18 protein-coding genes and 1 pseudogene are annotated in these 12,993 nt (G+C 61.5%); 7 read left to right on the top strand and 12 right to left on the bottom strand.

Annotated features, from left to right (window positions below; translation table 11 throughout):
- Window positions 1-104: 104 nt before the first annotated feature.
- The 3 genes from K2Y56_RS17420 (at window position 105) to K2Y56_RS17410 (ending at window position 1,406) form a co-directional block, all read left to right on the top strand.
- Entirely contained in the window at window positions 105-818 is a 714-nt protein-coding gene (locus K2Y56_RS17420; protein WP_292510267.1) for a Crp/Fnr family transcriptional regulator, read from the top strand.
- Window positions 815-1,060: a hypothetical protein gene (locus K2Y56_RS17415; protein WP_292510262.1), complete on the top strand. Its 246-nt coding sequence runs from the start codon at window positions 815-817 to the stop codon at window positions 1,058-1,060. The genes K2Y56_RS17420 and K2Y56_RS17415 overlap by 4 nt, the downstream gene beginning before the upstream one ends.
- Before the next feature lie 139 nt (window positions 1,061-1,199).
- Entirely contained in the window at window positions 1,200-1,406 is a 207-nt protein-coding gene (locus K2Y56_RS17410; RefSeq protein WP_292510259.1) for a hypothetical protein, read from the top strand.
- Between the two features lie 315 nt (window positions 1,407-1,721).
- On the opposite strand, the gene K2Y56_RS17405 is transcribed toward K2Y56_RS17410, so the two are convergent.
- The 3 genes from K2Y56_RS17405 to K2Y56_RS17395 all read right to left on the bottom strand — a co-directional run bounded on the left by K2Y56_RS17405 (window position 1,722) and on the right by K2Y56_RS17395 (window position 3,559).
- Window positions 1,722-2,213 carry a DUF3280 domain-containing protein gene (locus tag K2Y56_RS17405; RefSeq protein WP_292510255.1) on the bottom strand — a complete coding sequence of 164 codons (492 nt, stop codon included), beginning with the start codon at window positions 2,211-2,213 and terminating at the stop codon, window positions 1,722-1,724.
- A 127-nt stretch (window positions 2,214-2,340) separates the two neighbouring features.
- On the bottom strand, window positions 2,341-3,168 hold the full coding sequence (locus K2Y56_RS17400) for a Crp/Fnr family transcriptional regulator (RefSeq protein ID WP_366849032.1): 828 nt from the start codon (window positions 3,166-3,168) through the stop codon (window positions 2,341-2,343).
- Between the two features lie 109 nt (window positions 3,169-3,277).
- The gene (locus tag K2Y56_RS17395; RefSeq protein WP_292510253.1) at window positions 3,278-3,559 is read right to left on the bottom strand and encodes a hypothetical protein; all 282 of its coding nucleotides are present in this window, start codon (window positions 3,557-3,559) and stop codon (window positions 3,278-3,280) included.
- A gap of 575 nt (window positions 3,560-4,134) precedes the next feature.
- Here K2Y56_RS17395 and K2Y56_RS17390 point away from each other — a divergent pair.
- On the top strand, window positions 4,135-4,344 hold the full coding sequence (locus tag K2Y56_RS17390) for a hypothetical protein (protein WP_292510250.1): 210 nt from the start codon (window positions 4,135-4,137) through the stop codon (window positions 4,342-4,344).
- A 30-nt stretch (window positions 4,345-4,374) separates the two neighbouring features.
- On the opposite strand, the gene K2Y56_RS17385 is transcribed toward K2Y56_RS17390, so the two are convergent.
- Together K2Y56_RS17385 and K2Y56_RS17380 are read right to left on the bottom strand one after the other, a co-directional pair.
- Window positions 4,375-6,003, bottom strand: a complete 1,629-nt coding sequence (locus K2Y56_RS17385; protein WP_292510247.1) for a GAF domain-containing protein — start codon at window positions 6,001-6,003, stop codon at window positions 4,375-4,377.
- Between the two features lie 125 nt (window positions 6,004-6,128).
- Window positions 6,129-6,275, bottom strand: a pseudogene (locus K2Y56_RS17380) (DUF4113 domain-containing protein); the annotation flags it as partial.
- 58 nt (window positions 6,276-6,333) lie between these two features.
- Between K2Y56_RS17380 and K2Y56_RS17375 the strand changes: the two are divergent.
- A complete protein-coding gene (locus K2Y56_RS17375; protein WP_292510244.1) occupies window positions 6,334-6,516 on the top strand; it encodes a hypothetical protein in 183 nt (60 codons plus the stop codon).
- A 290-nt stretch (window positions 6,517-6,806) separates the two neighbouring features.
- The gene (locus K2Y56_RS17370) at window positions 6,807-7,073 is read left to right on the top strand and encodes a hypothetical protein (protein WP_292510241.1); all 267 of its coding nucleotides are present in this window, start codon (window positions 6,807-6,809) and stop codon (window positions 7,071-7,073) included.
- A gap of 219 nt (window positions 7,074-7,292) precedes the next feature.
- On the opposite strand, the gene K2Y56_RS17365 is transcribed toward K2Y56_RS17370, so the two are convergent.
- Window positions 7,293-8,894, bottom strand: coding sequence for a Tad domain-containing protein (locus K2Y56_RS17365; RefSeq protein ID WP_292510238.1), 1,602 nt, complete (start codon window positions 8,892-8,894; stop codon window positions 7,293-7,295).
- Window positions 8,895-9,266: 372 nt separating this feature from the next.
- On the opposite strand from K2Y56_RS17365, the gene K2Y56_RS17360 reads away from it, so the two are divergent.
- On the top strand, window positions 9,267-9,527 hold the full coding sequence (locus tag K2Y56_RS17360) for a hypothetical protein (protein WP_292510235.1): 261 nt from the start codon (window positions 9,267-9,269) through the stop codon (window positions 9,525-9,527).
- 723 nt (window positions 9,528-10,250) lie between these two features.
- On the opposite strand, the gene K2Y56_RS17355 is transcribed toward K2Y56_RS17360, so the two are convergent.
- The 6 genes from K2Y56_RS17355 to K2Y56_RS17330 form a co-directional block, all read right to left on the bottom strand.
- A complete protein-coding gene (locus K2Y56_RS17355) occupies window positions 10,251-10,712 on the bottom strand; it encodes a hypothetical protein (protein WP_292510232.1) in 462 nt (153 codons plus the stop codon).
- 380 nt (window positions 10,713-11,092) lie between these two features.
- Window positions 11,093-11,656 carry a hypothetical protein gene (locus K2Y56_RS17350; protein ID WP_292510229.1) on the bottom strand — a complete coding sequence of 188 codons (564 nt, stop codon included), beginning with the start codon at window positions 11,654-11,656 and terminating at the stop codon, window positions 11,093-11,095.
- Entirely contained in the window at window positions 11,656-11,961 is a 306-nt protein-coding gene (locus K2Y56_RS17345) for a hypothetical protein (RefSeq protein WP_292510227.1), read from the bottom strand. The genes K2Y56_RS17350 and K2Y56_RS17345 overlap by 1 nt, the downstream gene beginning before the upstream one ends.
- The gene (locus K2Y56_RS17340) at window positions 11,961-12,149 is read right to left on the bottom strand and encodes a hypothetical protein (RefSeq protein WP_292510225.1); all 189 of its coding nucleotides are present in this window, start codon (window positions 12,147-12,149) and stop codon (window positions 11,961-11,963) included. The genes K2Y56_RS17345 and K2Y56_RS17340 overlap by 1 nt, the downstream gene beginning before the upstream one ends.
- Window positions 12,150-12,153: 4 nt before the next feature.
- A complete protein-coding gene (locus tag K2Y56_RS17335) occupies window positions 12,154-12,384 on the bottom strand; it encodes a peptidoglycan-binding protein (RefSeq protein WP_292510222.1) in 231 nt (76 codons plus the stop codon).
- A 3-nt stretch (window positions 12,385-12,387) separates the two neighbouring features.
- On the bottom strand, window positions 12,388-12,675 hold the full coding sequence (locus tag K2Y56_RS17330) for a hypothetical protein (RefSeq protein ID WP_292510219.1): 288 nt from the start codon (window positions 12,673-12,675) through the stop codon (window positions 12,388-12,390).
- Between the last annotated feature and the right edge of the window lie 318 nt (window positions 12,676-12,993).

The following is a 12,993-nucleotide window of genomic DNA, read 5'->3' as shown; positions in this document are numbered from 1 at the left end:
ATTCCACCTCAGGCCGCCTGACCGATGGCCGCTCCAACTCCACCCCGAATTTCCACCTCATTGACGGACACGACCCTTCAGCCTCAGAGCCGAACCCATTAGACATGCTCATCCGCAAGCTGGAGAGCATCGCAACCCTCTCGGTGGAGGAGCGCCAAGCCATTGAGAACCTGCCGGCCATGGTGCGGATGCTGCGGCCTCGGCAGGACATCGTGCGCGATGGCGACAAGCCCTCGCAATGCTGCCTCCTGCTGAGTGGCTGGGCGTACCGCTACAAGCTAATCGGCGAGGGACGGCGACAGATCCTGTCCTTTCATATTCCAGGAGATATGCCGGACCTGCAGAGCCTCCACATCCAAACCATGGACCACAGCCTCGCCACGCTCACGGAGGCAAAGGTGGCCTTCATCCCGCACGACAGCCTGCGCGACCTCATCTTGCGCTTTCCCGGCATCGGCGCGGTTCTCTGGCGCGACACGCTCGTCGACGCGGCGATCTTCCGTGAGTGGATGGTCGGCATAGGCCGGCGTTCGGCCTTCGAGCGCATCTCGCACCTTTTCTGCGAAATGTACCTGAAGCTGCAGGCGGTGGGGCTGGCGGAGAATTACCGCTGCCCGCTGCCGTTCACGCAAGGGGACCTTGGCGACGCGCTCGGCCTCTCGAACGTGCACGTCAACCGCGTCCTCCAGGAGATGCGCGGCAAGAGCCTCATCACCCTGCGGAGCCAGACGCTCGTGATCGAAGCCTGGAATGAACTTCGGCAGGTCGCAGAGTTTGACCCAACGTACCTGCAACTGGAGAAGCGTTTCGCCCGATGAGCCTTCAGTTACAGCCCGTGCATGTCGGCACGGGCAGCCACGACGCCGTCAGTCAGCTCATCTTCGCCGACGGATACCTTGTCGCCGTGTTGGTGCAGCTCTGCGCGGACCATGAGGAGGATGCCGGCAAATGGTTCCTTGAGGCAGGTTTCGGACCTGTCGACCATCCGAACCCGCCGCTCTTTGACGACCTCGACGAGGCGCAGGCCTGGATCGAGCGGCGCTTGGCTTTGGTGTCATGACGCGTCTGGTTTGCCGTGTCAGCGACCTACCTCAAGCGCCTGAACGGCCGGCGGTATCGCGTGGACCGTCGAGCGACCGTTGAGGAGGCGATGGCCGTGAAGCCGGTATCAAGGGCCTGACAACAGGGAGCGCGAACCGATGATCGAGGCAATGAAAAGCTGGTGCGCCAGGGAGCGCGAAAGCCTTCTACGCGGCCTGGACCTCATGGAGCGAGGGGTCATGCGCACGGGCGAGCAGCGGGACAACGGCGTGCTGGATGATACGACTGCCGATACGATGGCCGATTACAGACGCAAGATCGCCGAGATTGAAGAGCTGCAGCGCCAGATGGAGGAAGAGGACTGAGAACGAAAAAGCCCCGCGCGGCGGGCGCCGGCGGGGCTAAAGGTTGGGTTCCTTGGAGGAACCTGACTGGCATACCACGCTTTGTGTCGAGCATCAGGACGGCTTCCGCGCGATGATCGCGAAGCCGGCGCCGAGATCCCATTCTGAGAACGCTGCCACTTAAGGAGGATACCTCTTGGAATGTCCCTTCGGCTCATCCTAGGCGCGAGCCAAGTTGCGTATCGGCTCCGTGGTGCCCCCCACACGATGTGCCCCGCCAGCCCGTGATCAGATCGCGCGGTGGGGCCAAGATCAGTGTTCCTTATAAGTTGATACCTAAGGCTGAGGCAAGCTGTTTTTCACCAAGTACTTCAGGCCACGATCAAATGAGACGTCGTTGTCCCCGCGGATGTCAACGCTGTAGGACTTCTCCTGCTCGTTCACCCGCAAGTCCTTTACGTAGACATTAATATTGAGGATCAGGTTCGAGACTTTCTGCACCTCGGCTGTGATGGCGACATCTGCCCCCAACTTGCGGGCGTACTCATCAGCGCACCCGTTGCAGCGACGTAGATCGGAGCCTTTCTCAACCTCACCTTTGACGGGATCAGTCGACACGATGGTGTAGCGACCGCTTTCCTGAAGCAGCGACCGTAGTTGGTCGCTCAAAGGGCCAAGTCGGTCATAGTCGGCTTGGGTCGGTGGCTGAGCACCGACGTTGGCGAACTGAAAGTCGAACACAGCAGCCTTGGGCGGCTCAGCGCGCGCTATGGTGGCAGCTAGCGCTGTCACCGCCAGGGTTGCCACCAGCGTCCTGTGAATGGTCATGAGCGTTCCAGACTGTCGTCTCTCGGGTGCGAGCCCGTTCCAGTCGAACAACGCGGCCGAGCGCCAATCGTGTCTTAATTCATAGCCATATCTGGCGGCGGGCTTCGCACAGACCCTAGCATGCCCGTCATGCAGCCGAGGACTTCCGCAACTGTAGATAAGTCGGGTCGAACTCCGCTGTCCGGACAAGGTCATCCCAGGCCTGGATGACGAGGGTATTGCGGCTCAGTGTGAGCATCCCGCGTCCACGCATCTCCTGCAGGACACGGTTCACGTGCACGTTCGACAGCCCCATCGCATCGGCAAGTTCGACTTGACTGAGCGGCATGGGACAACGGTGATCGCTCGCCAAACCAACAGCCTCCTGCCTGAGGTACAGCTCGCACAGCAGATGGGCCATGTGATCGAAGGCATCGCGCCGTCCCATGCTCATCATCCACTGTCGGAAGATGGCCGCGTCCACGAGCGTCTCACGCCAGAGCTTTGCGGCAATGCCGGGGAAGCGGGCGGTGAGGTCGTGCAGGGCCTCGTGAGGGATGAAGGCCACGGTGGCGGCCGTCACCGTGGCGAGGTTGTGATCCATCAGGGGGATATGAAGGCTGTGCAGGTCAGGGATGTCGCCCGCGATGTGGAACGAGAAGACTTGGCGTTTGCCATCCTCGATCATCTTGTACCGGCACGACCAGCCTTCCAGGATGAGACAAGACTGTGAGGCTGTGTCACCGTCGCGAACAATGTCCTGCCGCGCACTGAGTGCTCGCACCTTGACGGGCAGCATCTCAATCGTTGCCCGCTCAACGTCCGAAAGCGTGGTGATGCTCTCTAGTTTGCGGATGAGTGGTAGCAAGGGACTGCTAAAGTTCGAAGCCATGGCACCTTCGCCTTTCATTTCAGGCGGAAGCGCACGCCTCTTCCAGACATCGGCGCCTGTGTGCATCAAGCTGATGATCTGCACGAGGTAGGGCGTATGTTAGTTCCGCCTAGCCGCCTAGGTTACGAATACCAACCTACCGTCCCGGCTCAGGATTATTTCTGACGACGAAGCGCCGAAGATTTTCCAGGAATTAGGTGGAAAGCCTATCTGGGTCCCGATCAAGGATCGGGGCATCCTCGCCAATCCACAGTCCTGAGAACGTGAGGCTGGCTGTGTAGACCGTGACGTTCCTCTCGTTGCGGACGAGAACGGTGAAGGCCTGTTTGTCGCCATCCTGGGGGATCAGATCCTTCGCCATTTCGGGCAGGACGCGCATCGCTGCCAAGCGGACGCTCTCGGGACCGTCGCACTCGGATCCGACGTCATCGCGCATCAGGACGCCATCGTGAATGTCGAAGAAGTCGCGCGCCATAAGCTGCTCCACGCTGATAGGGCGGGAGCGCACAGGTCTCACAAGCGCAGCATGCCGGAGAAGAAACCACGATGACGCGGTTGTACCCTACGCTTCCATGTTGGCAACAACATAAGTCGTGACGCTACGTTTTTCGCGCCCTAGTTGCGCTATAGCGAGCCAGTCCGGCACTTCAAGAATGTCGCCAACGGTCACGCTTTGGTATTCTTCGGCCAAGTGATTTGCCCGAGGAGCTGTGATGATCGAAGAGATCTTGGGAAAGGCGGCGCGGCTGCGGCGTCTTTGGCGAAGCCGTGACCTAACACTTCGATCAAGCGGCTTGGCCAATGGCCGCCCGGTCCTCAGAACTACCACCGAGCGGACACCGCACCTGCCACCTTACGAAATCACTGCGAGTGCTCTCATCCGCATGGCCAGAGCAGCCCGGGAGCAGGACAATTAGGGACGAGACGCGCTCTGCCACAGGCAATCAGAAGACGGCACACAGAGGTTCCCTTCGCTGCAGTTGCTCCATAGGGCGGACCGTCCGAAGACAAGTTCTCTGCATCCTCCGGCGTCGACGAACGTTAAGTCGAATGAGTATCGCGCATCGAAGCCTCGAACGTATGACGCTGGAGGCGATCATCCTTGATGAGGTGATCTCCCAAATGTTATTCGAATTCACCCGCTCTTGCAGAGAACTTGGGCAGGACGAGGCTGGAGCTATGGCCTTGAAACTGAGCCGGTCTCATCGGGTCAAGGCTCTGGAGTTGCGTGGTCGCTTAGCAGCTCTCACCGAGCGGTGACGCTTCGCTTGCCCCTCCACGGACTGACACCTACTCGTCGGCCTCGATCCCTGCGAGCGGCGCGACTAACTCGCAGATCACGCCATCGGGCGCCCACGTAACCTTCACCTCGCCTCCGAACGCGTCGGCTAAGCCACGCTCGATCAACCGGCTGCCAAACCCCCGCTTGGCAGGCGGGGTGACGGGTGGCCCGCCGTGCTCAGCCCAACGCAGTCGCACGATCGGCTCCGGGCCTGTGCAATTGATGGTCCAATCCACCACGACGAAGCCTTCTGCCGTCGAAAGTCCTCCGTACTTGGCGGCGTTTGTCGCCAACTCGTGCATGATCAGGGCGAGCGACATGGCAGCGCGAGAGCCGACATGCACGTACGGGCCGAAGATTCGAAGGCGGCCCGCCTGCTCATCGTCATGGATCGCCAGCGCCCCGCGCGTGACCAGCTCAAGGCTGGCGCTCTCGCGGGTGCCGTCGAGCAGGATATCATGGGCCTTGCCCATCGCGATCAGCCGATTGGAGAGGGCGCTCCGAGCCGTCTCCAGATCGACCGCATTGCGCATGGTCTGCGTAGCAATAGCTTGCACCATCGCCAGCGTGTTCTTCATGCGGTGGCTGAGTTCGCGATTAAGCAGGGCCTGCTGTTCCTCGGCGCGCAGGCGTCCGATGCCGGCCTGCACCCGGTCAGCAACGTTGCGGGCAAAGGCAACCTCTTCCGGCTTCCAATCTCGAGGTGTGGCGTTGTGGACGAAGAACAGGCCGACCGTACGGCCCCGCTCTTGAACCGGGACGTTTAGCATCGCGCCGACATTGATCGCGGCAAACGTTTCGCGATGCGCGGCTGTACGAGGGTCTTCCCCAACGGACGGCAGGATCAGCGCTTCGCCGCGCTCAACCGCCGGACCGATAGTGCCGTAATCGGCAAAACGGTGTTGACCCTTAAGGCTGGCCGACCCGGGCGTGGTCCAGTCCCGAGGGATGGTAATCAGCTCGCCCGCTTCATCGAGTTCGCCGTACCCGGCGCGGTTGGCATTGAGAGTGCGGCCGACGATTTCAGCTCCGCAGACGGTCATCTCGGCAACCGTCGCTAAGTCGCGGAGCTGGTCACCCAACTCGATCAGTGCGGTCCGGCGGGTCAAATCTCCTCGGGTTTGACGCTCTTCCGTTTGCAGGCGGTTCAGCTGCTGGCGCTCACGCAGCAGGATGATAATGTGCCGTGCGAGCCGCCGCAGGGCGTCGGCCTGCGGCTCTGTCAGCCCAGACGGACGCGGGGCACTGTCGATCACGCACAGGCTGCCCATGACTCGGCCGCTTGCCGTGCGAAGAGGCGCCCCTGCATAGAACCGGATACGCGGGCCACGCGTCACGAGCGGGTTGTTGCGGGTGCGGGGATCGGCGGTGAGATCTGGGATGACCAGCAGGTCCGGCTCAGTCAGCGCATATTTGCAGACAGAGGAGTTCAGGTCGGTTTCGCAGGATGCGAAGCCAGCACGCGCTTTGAACCATTGCCGATCGGCTGCAACAAGGCTGACGAGCGCCACGGGCGTGTCGCAGATCGTCCGGGCGATCTGCACTAGATCGTCAAAGCCCTCTTCCGGCACCGTGTCCATAATGCCCAAGGCGTCCAGCTCACGCAGCCGTGCCGGGTCGGCAACGTCCGGGCTCATGTCTTGCTCAGGCTGGTGCGCTATCAGGTCGAGGCCTTTCCATGTGCCTAGCGTGTAACGCTCCGCTCAGTTTTTGTCATGCGCCCCACCCTGTGATCAGATCGGGCGGCGGGGTCGTTACGTTCTCAAGCAATCGCTATGGGTAGTTCCGCCACCTGGGTCGTATACCGCGGGGAGCGCATCTCGAACTTCGTCGACCATGTCCGCTTCGCCTGTAGCCCGGCCCGCGCCGGGACCACGCTGCCGCGGCCGAAGCGAGCGTTGCACGCATCTCTAAGAGCGGACCTCCCTCGTATTGTCCTGACGGACATCGATCGCTACTGCGTGCCGATGGATCAGCTCGAAGCCCTTTTGGACCGTCTCAAAGCTCGTCAGCGTGACCTCATCATGCAGGCTGCCGAGCACGACGTGATGCCGGCGGACAGCACGCTCAAGCGGATTGCGGAGCTTGAGAATGCCATCGCCGCAGTTGAGGCTGTGGCTGATGAGGAGGCGGACAAACACCGAAACTAGAGCTTGGCTTTGTCCATTGCGTGATCTTTCTCCCACGTTCGGTGTAGGGGGAGAGCGCTGAACTGCGCCCGGTTGTTCAGAATTTGGCAGCGGGCTCACGAGGCCGATGACGCATCCATCCACTGCTCGGACAGCATGATGGCGAGCGCGGTGTGATCCATCCGAGGCGCTTACACCCGAATTCGTGGGCGCCTAAACGACTGACGGCGGTCTCTGGTCACCGCCAGCGCTGGGGTTGCCCGAGAGCAGGATATGGCGCTCACGATCGGTTCGGAGGAGACGTGTTGGTGATGGCGGGCGAACCTTACTTCGGCGATCTGTTAGTGACCAAAGTGATCACCGATGCGGATCTGGATGCAGCCGTTGATGCCTATTTTGCCGCTCCAACGACGATGCGGTTCGCCATCACCCCCGACTTAGTTGTCAGCCTCGCCGCCGCTGTGGAGGCAAGCCCCTACGCACAGGACATGCTCGCCGATCTTGAAATCAAAGAACTTTCAAAGCGTAGCGCCGTCCGCACAGCAATTCTGCTGGCGAGGCCGGTGCCCACGGGCTGAGAAAGCAAAAAGCCCGGCGCGCCATGACGGCGACCGGGCTTCACGTTGATCTGCCACCGTGTCACCGAGTGCCGGCAGGATCATCCTCGGACTGAGATCCGAGTTGCCTATCATGAACGGCAGAGCTCTTAGCTTTCCGTGAAAGGAAAGCCCCACACGGCAGGTGCCGGCGGGGCTGGGTAAAACGAACAAGCAGTTATCTGCGAGAGCAGTCTTGGTTCAATAAGCCAGGGCCGTGTCCGCTGAACTTGGCCCAACTCCCTTCGGGACAGGGATGTCGGTGCTGCCGTAGCGGGCGTTAAGCTGTAGGTCCGGACCATCATAGAGGTTGATCTGACGAGCGATGATCACCGTGTAGGCGGATTGGTCGGCCACCGGCTTCTTCGAGTCGATGATCAGACGACCAACAGGCAGGTAGATCGTGCCAAGTAGCGTCCGTGCATCGTCGCTGATGATCCGGTACTCGCGCAGGTTCTTCGGGCCACCAGGAGGAGCCTTGGCCTTGCCCTTGCCACTTGGGGGCAGCGGCAGCGGCGTCGGAGCACTGACGGTGCGATCCTCGAAGAACAGCAGCCCGGCCATCGTTCCGCTCTTGGGCGCCGTGAGGCTGATGACGCTGTCCTTATCGAACAGCAGGCCGCCGCGGTCGCCTGTGAAGTAGAATCCGACATTGCTCCCGGTCAGCGATGCCTTCTTGTCGACGACGAGAGGGCCATCCTTTATGATGTAGACGCCGGGGCTCAGGGTGACCTGCGTGTCCTTCGTGATGTGAAGGCCTCCGCAGTAGGTTCCAGGGCTCAGCGTCATGTCGGCGCTGACGATGTTGTCACCTGCCGCCGGATCGTCGGGACTACCATGACCCTTCTTCGGGTTGAGGCTCGCGGGGATCTGGACGCAGGACCCAGGCGTCGGGCCGACGACGTCAATCAGCGGATCCCGCAGCGCAGGGCACCCAGTCGCTGGCGGTGGCATGAAGGTCGCCGGGCTGCCCGAATAGCCGCCTGCTGAACAGGTGGAGAGCGCGACCGCCACAGACCGGTTCTCGCCCTGAATGCCCGACGGGCTGACCGAGTTCGAGTAGAGCGAGCAATCGCTGGCGGTAATGCGGGCCGACTGCTCCAGGTGGAAGGCGCCGACGGCGGATCCGTCGAGAGCCAGCAGACACAGGCGCGTGGTGCCGGAGAGCCTGGCGGTCGACTCTACCTTCAGAACGATCTCCGGCACGCCAAGCAACTGCGCGAACTTGACGTGTACGGTCTCGGTAAGGCGGACCCGAACGCTGGAGTGATTGTTCAGCACCTCAGCCACCGCCTGTGTGCCCTTGGCATCGGTGGCCAGTGCAGCGGCCTGAGCCTTCGCGGTTGAGACGGCGACCTGGATAGCGGAGGCGTCGTCCGTGTTGGCGAGCTTGAACTGGTTGACGCCAGCGATGCTGCCGCTGTCGGCCGCGGCCTGCAACTGACTGCGCCGGTTGACCACGGATCCGTACTCCAGGGCTGCAGCGCTCAAGGCCATCATGACCGGGAACGCCACCGCGACGAGCACCACTACGCTGCCATGCGCATTCTGGCTGAACTTACGTAGATGCTGGACCATGTCCGTCACTCCCTGGAGCCAAGGAGTGGAGCCGCAGGCATTAGAGATTGATGAATCCAATCGGCTAATGCGAGCAACATGCCAGATTTTTATATAAAAACTATCGCACGTCTGATTAACACTGCTGAAACCATAGCGTTTACGTCGCTGCTGAGTTCGGCAGCAAAGCTGTGCTGACGCAATGCTTACAAGCTTGGGTCGAATGCGCCAGGCAGCCTGCCTCACGTTTTGGGCAGCCCAGATACAAAAAGCCCCGCGCGGCGAACCGGGCGGGGCTTGGTAGAATCACAGACAGGTCAGGGACTGCGATGGGTTAATCATGCGACCACAGGCGTGAAGCCTTCCTTGCCACAATTGGTAAAAAACCCCGCGCCGGAAACCCGGGCGGGGCTGAATGTCTAGGTAATGAAATCGCTCTACAGCTACCAGAGCGCGGCCGGGCGTACAGTCAGGAAAAACCTTCAGTCGGGTTCGTCCGTCATCTCGGGATCCGGCGGCGCCTCGGTATTTCACCCACTGGGAGATTGACAACTCTCGACTTGCGGGGTGGCTCGCTGTGCAAGCGTATAAGCTGCCAGCCGGCAAGGATCACGATCGGTGACCACTCTCGACATCCAGCTGCCACTTCACATCCGGACGGTTGCGGAATCCGTCGTCATCAAGGACGCAAGTGGCATCCGCCTATCCTACATCTATTTCGAGGATGAGCCTGGCCGCAGGCTTCAGATGAGGCGGGTGACGCATGCCCAGGCCATCGTAATCGCACAAGCAACCGTGCGGGCGCTGACAGATCTGATCGAGGCGGGAGGCGCGGCAGCCTCCACTGGCGGTTCAGGCACGAGCATCGGCGGCGGCTAGAGCGCAAAAAACCCGGCGCGCCAGTGAGGCGGCCGGGCTCAAGTTTGCGGTCCGGTTAGGGACGGACCGAAGCGGTTCATCAGCCAAGCCTGCGACAGAGACAAGGCGCAGAAGCCCCGCGTGGCGGATGCCGGCGGGGCTGAACCAAAGCTATGGGTGCCGGATGGCCGCTTAGCCCAGCGAGATCGCTTGCAGCGTCATCCCGCTCTTGTCACGGATGACTAACTCCCAGCCGTCTCTCAATCCAGGTGCTTCCCCGCTGCCCCGCAACTCGTCCAACGCGGTCCGCGCTTCTCTAGTCACCTCGTCGAGACCACTCGCCTCGACTCCAACGTCATCATGAAGAGTGTCCGAGCCTTTTCTCAGATCGAAGTAATATCGGGCTGTCAAATACGTCTCCCTAGGTTGTGATTTAGAAATTCTTCGGCAATTATAACAAAATTTCTTGCCGGGGCACAAACAAGATCGAAAAGTACGGAGTACCGAGTTAGAATTAACACTGCGTGGATTGATTCGCTCAAGCTTTGATGTGCTGTAACGAAAAAAGCCCCGCCACGGCGAACCGGGTGGGGCTGGGTAGGACCACAGACAGGTCAGGGACTGCGATGGGTTAATCATGCGTCCACAGGCGTGAAACCTTCCTTGCCTCGATTGGTAAAAAGCCCCGCACGGGCGAACCGGTCGGGGCATGTTAGGGATAGGTCGTGAGGTCGGACCCTGCGTTCAGGCGATTAGCTTTGTGTCCTGCTTGGTCATGAACTCACTGGCGAATGCCTCACGGATCTGCGCGAGCCACCCTTCAGCAATCCTCGCACGCTCTTCGGCTGCTTTCACCCGCTCGTCGGCCGCTCTCAGCAGCGCTTCGCTGCGTGCCTGCACATCGGCTGCGCGTGCGTCGGCGGCGCGGACCCGATCAGCGGCTTCCTTGATGTCATCACGTGCGCGTTCGAGCAGTTGCTGGACGCGCAGTTCCTGTACCTGAGACTGCGCCTCGACCTCGCGGACATGGCTGGCCGCGTCGCGGATGTGGTCGATGAGTTGTGACCAGTCTTGGTCTAGAGATTTCCGGGGAGGCGGACCGTCAGCGTCGAGATCATCGAAAGAGCCGATCAACCGGAGGACGTTGGTCAGGCTGCCGTCCGTAGTTTTGGCATTGGCAAGGGTGACCGGCTCGAATGTCTGCACGGACGGACGCTCCCAGCGAACCTGTTTGGCTATACCGATGGAGGTCATAACCTCTGGCCTCACCGGTACGCGAGTGGGGTTCATTACCGAAGCGTTAATTGCGTTAATTAACAACTAGTTAACGAAAGCATTGATGAGCTGCCTTAGCCCGCGCTCATCCCTTCAAAGCCGCTGACGCTATCGCTGGCCACTTAGATCACCGGAGGTTCTCACGGCGATTAAGTGAAGAGTTGCCGCATGGTGGAGAAAAAGCGGTCTTCGAATGAACCGAACGACAAAAACAAAAAAAGCCCGCTCCGGCGAACCGGGCGGGGCTGAAGGTGAGTTCCTTGGGGGAATGTGTAAGGGCAACCCGCGTCGGCGGAAATGGTTCACGGCAGTCAGCGTGCCACGATCTCGAACTCTAGCGGCCCCTGCACCTCAGTGATCGACCATCCGAGCGCCCGCTGCAGCACGTTGCAATCCCATGCGAACGCCGTCACGAGTCGGCCGCGCCCTGGAACCGCGTCGAGGGGCACGGTCGGGCCGGTGATATCCGTCTCGGGACTGGTCGGCCCTGTGATCGCGCCGTAGGCGTCAAAGCGCTCGGCCTCGTAGTCGGTGCGCCGACCGGAGCCATCGATCAGGCTCTGGCGCTTCACCAGCTCGCAGATACGGGTGCGGACGCGGACGGCTTTCACCTGAACCCGCTCGCCCTGGCGCACCTTGCCGTCTGGATTGACGATCTCGCGCGATACCCACCGAATGGGCGGCGACCGATCGCTAGCCATGGCGAGGAACCACGCAACCAGGATCAAGACGCCGCCCCAATAGATCACGTTCAGCACCCGCTCGTGGACGGGCGCCTTCTTCGGGCCGGCCGATAGAGCGAGAGCGCGGGCGTACAGATCGACATCGTCGAGGGGAACGAGCTGCGGAGGCACGCTTGGATTGCGATGGGGCATTAGCGGATCGGTCCCCCGCCTTTCATGATTACAAGGCCGAGCAGCCCGGCCAGAACGGCGCCCACGATGATTTTGATGACCCACGAGATATTCGACTTGAGGTCGTGGACGTCATCCTTGACCCCCTGCAGATCGCCCTTGCTCGCGTAGTTGTTCTTCACTTCGTCGAAGAACCGGTCGAGCTTCTTATCGAGCTGCCCAACTTGGTACTGAAGCAGGCGGACGTCGCTCTTGAGGAGAGGGTCGAGGGCGCGCCCATTACCGGCGTTGTCTGATGGATCGAGCTCGGTCCCTGGCTCACCCATCAGCGATCACCGCACACTGCGCGGTATTTGGCGTTGGCGACCCGCAACTGCCGACGGGTTTCGGCCGTGTCCTGAGCCGAGTACCGGACCAAGGAAGCTGTCTGGCAGAAGCGCGCGGCATTCGGCACCGGATGTGGCCCTTGGCAGGTCAGCACGAAGAAGCCCACGGCGCAGGTGAAGGTCGTCATCGGTTCAATCCGGTCTGAGGTCGCGGAGGTCGTCCGGCTCGTCGGCAACGGCATCGCCGGCCGCGCGAGCCTTGGCTTCCTGGCGCTCGGCTTCCTGCCGGGCCGAGGCGGCCTGGCTAGCGGCACCGAGATTGCGCAGGGCAGTTTCGGCCCGCTTGCGCTCGGCAAGGTCGTTGAGGAAGCGGGCGAGGAAGGCGAGCGCCTGCCCCACCCACCAACCAGGGGACCAGAACACGGGTCAGCGCGCCGTCGTGATGACGGCGCCGTCCGACGCCGAAGCGTTCGCTGCACGCGCGAGCGTGGGGCTGGCGACGGACACGGAGGTGACGGCCGGCAGGGACGCAGCCGACGCAACGATGCCGGCGGCGCGGCGCGTGTAGAGGCTCCAGGCGGTGACGGCGATCGTCACAAGCGCGCCAACGATGGCGGTGGATGTCTCAGCGTCCACCCATCCTCGGCCTACGGCGATTCCGCCGGCAAACTGAAGAACGGTGCGCAAGAGAGAGGTCAGCTGCTCGCTGTTCATGGTCGTCTCGCAATGTGGGAGGTTGCTCGGCGGGCCCGGTCGGCTCGGGTACTGCTTTCTTGGTAATGGTGTGCAGATTCGACACGCGGTACTTTTGCCTGTCGCCCTGACGCGTGCCTCAACTGCATCTGCGCGATGGGCTGGCTGGCCGAGAATGCTTGCCCCCTCTTGGCCAGCCAGCCTTTCTCAGCGCCGCGTGAAGCGGTCGAAGAGCCACCTGCCGAGCCGCGCCCAGGGTGATGGTGTTGATTTCCGTTGAGAGTTGACCCGGCGGAGCCCGAAGTTTCCATCGAGAAGTGACCCGTGTCTGAACCCACC

It is taken from the genome of Methylobacterium sp., from assembly GCF_019745455.1.
Taxonomy (GTDB): Bacteria; Pseudomonadota; Alphaproteobacteria; order Rhizobiales; family Beijerinckiaceae; genus Methylobacterium.
The sequence above is the reverse complement of the archived record's forward strand: the minus strand, read 5'-3'. Positions and strand labels throughout refer to the sequence as shown.

Bases quoted from the DNA above. Each gene is read 5' to 3' on its own strand.
- K2Y56_RS17420 (WP_292510267.1), top strand. From the start codon at position 105: ATGCTCATCCGCAAGCTGGAGAGCATCGCAACCCTCTCGGTGGAGGAG.
- K2Y56_RS17375 (WP_292510244.1), top strand. From the start codon at position 6,334: ATGGATCAGCTCGAAGCCCTTTTGGACCGTCTCAAAGCTCGTCAGCGT.
- K2Y56_RS17350 (WP_292510229.1), bottom strand. From the start codon at position 11,656: ATGCCCCATCGCAATCCAAGCGTGCCTCCGCAGCTCGTTCCCCTCGAC.
- K2Y56_RS17345 (WP_292510227.1), bottom strand. From the start codon at position 11,961: ATGGGTGAGCCAGGGACCGAGCTCGATCCATCAGACAACGCCGGTAAT.
- K2Y56_RS17390 (WP_292510250.1), top strand. From the start codon at position 4,135: ATGAGTATCGCGCATCGAAGCCTCGAACGTATGACGCTGGAGGCGATC.
- K2Y56_RS17415 (WP_292510262.1), top strand. From the start codon at position 815: ATGAGCCTTCAGTTACAGCCCGTGCATGTCGGCACGGGCAGCCACGAC.
- K2Y56_RS17395 (WP_292510253.1), bottom strand. From the start codon at position 3,559: ATGGCGCGCGACTTCTTCGACATTCACGATGGCGTCCTGATGCGCGAT.
- K2Y56_RS17340 (WP_292510225.1), bottom strand. From the start codon at position 12,149: ATGACGACCTTCACCTGCGCCGTGGGCTTCTTCGTGCTGACCTGCCAA.
- K2Y56_RS17410 (WP_292510259.1), top strand. From the start codon at position 1,200: ATGATCGAGGCAATGAAAAGCTGGTGCGCCAGGGAGCGCGAAAGCCTT.
- K2Y56_RS17370 (WP_292510241.1), top strand. From the start codon at position 6,807: ATGGCGGGCGAACCTTACTTCGGCGATCTGTTAGTGACCAAAGTGATC.
- K2Y56_RS17405 (WP_292510255.1), bottom strand. From the start codon at position 2,213: ATGACCATTCACAGGACGCTGGTGGCAACCCTGGCGGTGACAGCGCTA.
- K2Y56_RS17330 (WP_292510219.1), bottom strand. From the start codon at position 12,675: ATGAACAGCGAGCAGCTGACCTCTCTCTTGCGCACCGTTCTTCAGTTT.
- K2Y56_RS17385 (WP_292510247.1), bottom strand. From the start codon at position 6,003: ATGAGCCCGGACGTTGCCGACCCGGCACGGCTGCGTGAGCTGGACGCC.